Origin of the sequence: Lapillicoccus sp., from assembly GCF_039935575.1 — a bacterium.
In the GTDB taxonomy this organism is placed as follows: Bacteria; Actinomycetota; Actinomycetes; order Actinomycetales; family Dermatophilaceae; genus Lapillicoccus.
In genome coordinates this window covers 1-4,091 of the sequence record NZ_JBDTKA010000036.1, presented here as the reverse complement: position 1 = coordinate 4,091, position 4,091 = coordinate 1, and the positions used below count along the sequence as shown (strand labels likewise).

Sequence of the window (4,091 nt, the reverse complement as noted above, 5' to 3'; positions counted from 1 at the left end):
GTGGGCGACTCGAACTCGGCGTGTGCGGCCAGTGTCCTCTTGGCTCGCGAGATGCGCTGACCCATGGAGGATTCGGTGGCCAAAAACCCGCGGGCGATCTCGGCGGTGGTGAGTCCGCCGATCAGACGCAGCGTCAGCGCGGCCCGGGAATCGGCCGTCAGGCAGGGATGGCAGCACAAGAAGATGAGCCGCAGGACGTCGTCCTCGATGTAATCCACCTGGGCGTCGAGGTCGGGCATCGCCACCTCCTCTCCACCGCGGGCGTGTTCGAGCTCCGCGGTCTTGCGGCGAAGGCTGTTGGCGCGCCGGAAGTGGTCGATGCCGCGCCGCTTCGCGATGGTCATCAGCCACGCGATCGGGTTCTGTGGGACGCCGGTCGTCGGCCACTGCTCCAGCGCGGCCACGAGTGCGTCCTGCGCCAGGTCCTCGGCGAGCTCCAGATCACGGGTCATCCGGGTGAGAGCGCCGACGAGGCGGGCCGATTCGGCCCGCCACGCCGCGACGATGGCCTCGTTCGAGTCCTCCGCCCTGCTCTCTGCCGGCATAATGCCAACGTAGTGAGTCCTGGTCAGTCGCCGGGAGCCTCCGGGCCGGTGGAGATCTGGCGCAGCGTAGAGACCACCGTAACCTCGGGCCAGTACTTCGCGTGGAGCTCGGCGAACTCCCGCTGGTCGGCGACAGCCTCCTCGAGGCTGTCGTACTGCAGGATGGACCAGCCGCCGACGACCTCCTTTGCCTCGGCGTACGGTCCGTCGACCCGGCTCACCTCACCCTGACGGACCACGAAGTTCACGGCGTCCTCAGTTCCGTACAGACCCCCTCCGTCGAGGAACACACCCTTGGCGGCCCGCTCGCCGATGTGGGCGTCCATCGCGTCGAACAGCGCTGCTGGCGGCGTGCCGACGCCTTCTTCCATCCTCACGAATCCCATGAAACGCGGCATCTTGATCACTCCTATTGGTTGACGGGCAATTGCTTGGTGCACGTACGTCGAACGGCTGTCAGGGTCTTCGACATCAAGTATCGAAGTCTTTCTACACGTGCCGTCATCCGGCGAGGCGGCCCCGGGCGCACGCCATGCGGCCGCATCAAAGCCGCTCATGACAGAAGGGGGGAACTGAGGTTGCGTAGAGTGCTCGGTCGTGAGCGATCGCGCGCTGGTCCTTGGTGGTGGCGGATCGGTCGGCAATGCGTGGGAGATCGGGGTCATCGCCGGCCTGTTCGATGCCGGGCTGGATGTCACTGAGGCCGACCTGATCATCGGGACGTCGGCCGGATCGACCGCTGCGGCGCAGGTCAGCGGCGCAAGCCCGGCACAGCTTCTTGCCACCATCGTGGCCGCTGTACCTCAGGCACTAGCCGGTCAGGTCGCGTCAGACGCTGGATCCGCGCCCCGGCCTCCGGTCCCTGACCACCTCGAGAGAACGAACCGCATCATCGCCATCTGCGAGGGTGCGGCCGACATGCGCCGCAGAATAGGCGCGGCAGCGCTCAAGCTGGATCCGACATCGGACGGCGCCAGGCAAACGCGGTGGCGGGCTACCGTCGCCGCACGGCTACCCAGCCAGAGCTGGCCGGAACGAAGGATGCTCATCACCGCGGTCGATGCCCGCACCGGGGAACCAGTCGTGTTCGACCGCGACAGCGGAATCGACCTGGTGGACGCCGTCGCGGCCAGCACGTCCAGTGGCGCTCCGTACGGCATCGGTGACAACCGGTACATCGACGGCGGGTATAGACGCAATGAGAACGCCGATCTGGCGACCGGTTGCGGGTGGGTGCTGGTGCTCTCGCCTTTCGGTGGCAGATCACGGCATCCGCTCGAGTGGCGGATGCATCTCGCGGCGCAGGTGGATGAGCTGCGCGCCAGCGGCAGCAGGGTCGAAACGGTCCTTCCGGATGGCTCTTCAATCGATGCGTTCGGTGTCAACATGATGGATCTGTCCAGGCGTCCTGCCGCCGCTCAAGCCGGCTACAACCAGGGCATGGCCCTAGCGAAGCAGCTCACCGAGTTCTGGGGCTGACGTACAAGGCCCCCTGCGAATGGGTCGCGCGGCGACGCGTCACCGCCGCGTGTAGTGCAACGCCCGGACTCCCACGGGGGGGCGTGCCTCGATGGGGGCTGCGGCCATGCCGTCGCGATCATCGAGGGCAATTCGTCAACGGGGGCCCCAGACGGCGGTGGGTGGCCGCGGGTGTTTCCCGGTCACCCTCGTCGAGGCAGATGCTGGACGTCGACTCGCCCCGGCGCCAGGTTGTCCCGGGGACTGAGTTGAGTGGGGCGAATGGATCGGCGGCGTACTGCCGGGCGACCGGAGGTTTGCTGCGATCAACGCTGCCTCTGTGGGGTGTGCCTGGGTCGCTAGTCGGCGCAGTGCGCCTACGTCGGTGCGCTTGACCGTGACCGTCCAAGCGAGCCGGCCCCGTTCGGTGGACTCCGCCACGACCTCGCTGACCACGAAGAGCAACCGGGATGCGCCTGCCCCTAGGGGTCCCTTCATGCCGTCGGTGGGCCAGATCAGGCGGCAAGGGAGTGAACCCGCTGTTTACGGGCGGCAGGTCGGGAGCCTTGATCTGGGGGTCGACGATGCCTGGGGCTTCGGCCGGGATCTAGGTCAAGCCCGATCAAAAAGGGGTGTCCCTGGGTGAGCACCGCGGCCTCACGAAGAGCCTGAGTGTCGACGATAGTGACGTCGCCGATGGCCGTGCGGGTCCATGTCTCCCGGTTCTTACCACCCCGCATCCGCTCAGGGGCAGCGGGCGGTTCGGGTAGGTCGAACAGGCCGGCCTGTTCTGGGTCCATCACACAGGACCCCTAAGTCAACCCTGGGCCCGTTGGGCCAACCAGGACGATGGGCCCGTGTCGATGGCCGACCGGGCGACCGCAGGGACCGCTGAGTGACGACCTTTGTGAACGCAGGCGGCAGGCGCACCTTGACGCCGGGAGGGGGGATCGGCCGGCCAAAGGTGCTGGGTGTGGCCCGAGGCTGGTCAACTGACGGAGTTGCCGAGCATCTTCCGTCGCCCTTGGATCCGTCCGCGCTCCGACAGGGGATGTCGAGCCGCACTAGGGACGAGCTTGCGGCGGTGGCCGACCAGCTGACCAAGGGCAAGTTGCACGGTCTCTGCTTGCTCTCGGACCTCGACCCTGGCAGCGGTGAGGTCGAGCTTCCCCCGCCCCGGGCGAGTCGAGCCTGCTCATGGTGATGATCGAGCTGCGTGGTTCCCGGCCGGGGATTTGGAGGCGTTTGACGCTTCCAGGCGATCTGACCCCGAACAGCGTGCACACCCTGTTCCAGACCGCGGTGGGCTGGACCGACTCCCACATGCACGAGTGCCTCGCCAAGCTGCGTCCCAGGCTCCTGGTCTCAAGGGGGCGTCGTTGGCGAACACAACGACCAGCACGCTGGCCACGACGACGAGGTCGGCCAGCTCGGGGGCGTTAGGGACCGCTGCCCTCAACGGCCCCGGCGCACCCGCCCAGCCACCGTATGCCAGGTCCACGCAGGCCCAGTACGAGCGATCTTGGCCCCCGACCGGCAGGTCACCATGGGGTAGGTTCGGGTTCCGCTTTCGGCCAGCAGTCAACCACCGACGAATGGGGACACATGAGCAGTAAGAGGCAGAGGCGCGCAATTGAGAAGTCCAGCTCGACGCAGAAGGAAATAGAGAAGAACCTTTTCAGTCTGCGTGCTCAGCTGACCAGGACAGAGAAAGCGCTGACGAAGGCGAAGAATCGGACGGATCGCTGGCGGAAGGAAGCGAAGGCGCAGAAAAGATCGGCCTCGCGAGCCCGAGCCCGGGTAGAGAAACTGCATCGCAAGCTCGACGGGGCTTCTGCTGCACTGGAACCCATAACGGCCGCCGCTGCGCCGATGGCCATGATGGCGTCAGGTCAGCGGATGGCCGAACCAACGACCCTCGATGGTGTCACGATGCCAGACGACACGTGGAGCGTCGTCAAGTTGCGGGCAGAGGCTCGAGCGCGAGGACTGACCGGAATGTCGAACAAGCTCAAGGCACAACTCCTCGCCGCCCTGTCCTGAGCGTGGCGCCCCAACGACCGAGGGCGCCGAGATCGCTGTCGAGGG

At 66.7% G+C, this 4,091-nt stretch carries 5 protein-coding genes; 3 read left to right on the top strand and 2 right to left on the bottom strand.

The window, feature by feature from the left end:
• Both ABI385_RS04580 and ABI385_RS04575 read right to left on the bottom strand, forming a co-directional pair.
• On the bottom strand, window positions 1-545 hold a 545-nt coding region (locus tag ABI385_RS04580; protein ID WP_348102561.1), incomplete at its 3' end, for a sigma-70 family RNA polymerase sigma factor.
• Window positions 546-568: 23 nt separating this feature from the next.
• Window positions 569-1,102, bottom strand: coding sequence for a YciI family protein (locus ABI385_RS04575; RefSeq protein WP_348102560.1), 534 nt, complete (start codon window positions 1,100-1,102; stop codon window positions 569-571).
• Between the two features lie 40 nt (window positions 1,103-1,142).
• Here ABI385_RS04575 and ABI385_RS04570 point away from each other — a divergent pair, with 40 nt between their 5' ends.
• The 3 genes from ABI385_RS04570 (at window position 1,143) to ABI385_RS04565 (ending at window position 4,046) form a co-directional block, all read left to right on the top strand.
• Window positions 1,143-2,024 carry a patatin-like phospholipase family protein gene (locus tag ABI385_RS04570; protein WP_348102559.1) on the top strand — a complete coding sequence of 294 codons (882 nt, stop codon included), beginning with the start codon at window positions 1,143-1,145 and terminating at the stop codon, window positions 2,022-2,024.
• A gap of 1,176 nt (window positions 2,025-3,200) precedes the next feature.
• Entirely contained in the window at window positions 3,201-3,446 is a 246-nt protein-coding gene (locus ABI385_RS18445; protein ID WP_407068224.1) for an IS1096 element passenger TnpR family protein, read from the top strand.
• A 162-nt stretch (window positions 3,447-3,608) separates the two neighbouring features.
• Window positions 3,609-4,046 carry a hypothetical protein gene (locus ABI385_RS04565; RefSeq protein WP_348102558.1) on the top strand — a complete coding sequence of 146 codons (438 nt, stop codon included), beginning with the start codon at window positions 3,609-3,611 and terminating at the stop codon, window positions 4,044-4,046.
• Window positions 4,047-4,091 lie beyond the last annotated feature (45 nt).

What these genes read in the sequence shown, in the direction of transcription:
- ABI385_RS04575 (WP_348102560.1), bottom strand. Translation starts at nt 1,102, where the DNA reads ATGAGCGGCTTTGATGCGGCCGCATGGCGTGCGCCCGGGGCCGCCTCG.
- ABI385_RS18445 (WP_407068224.1), top strand. Translation starts at nt 3,201, where the DNA reads ATGGTGATGATCGAGCTGCGTGGTTCCCGGCCGGGGATTTGGAGGCGT.
- ABI385_RS04565 (WP_348102558.1), top strand. Translation starts at nt 3,609, where the DNA reads ATGAGCAGTAAGAGGCAGAGGCGCGCAATTGAGAAGTCCAGCTCGACG.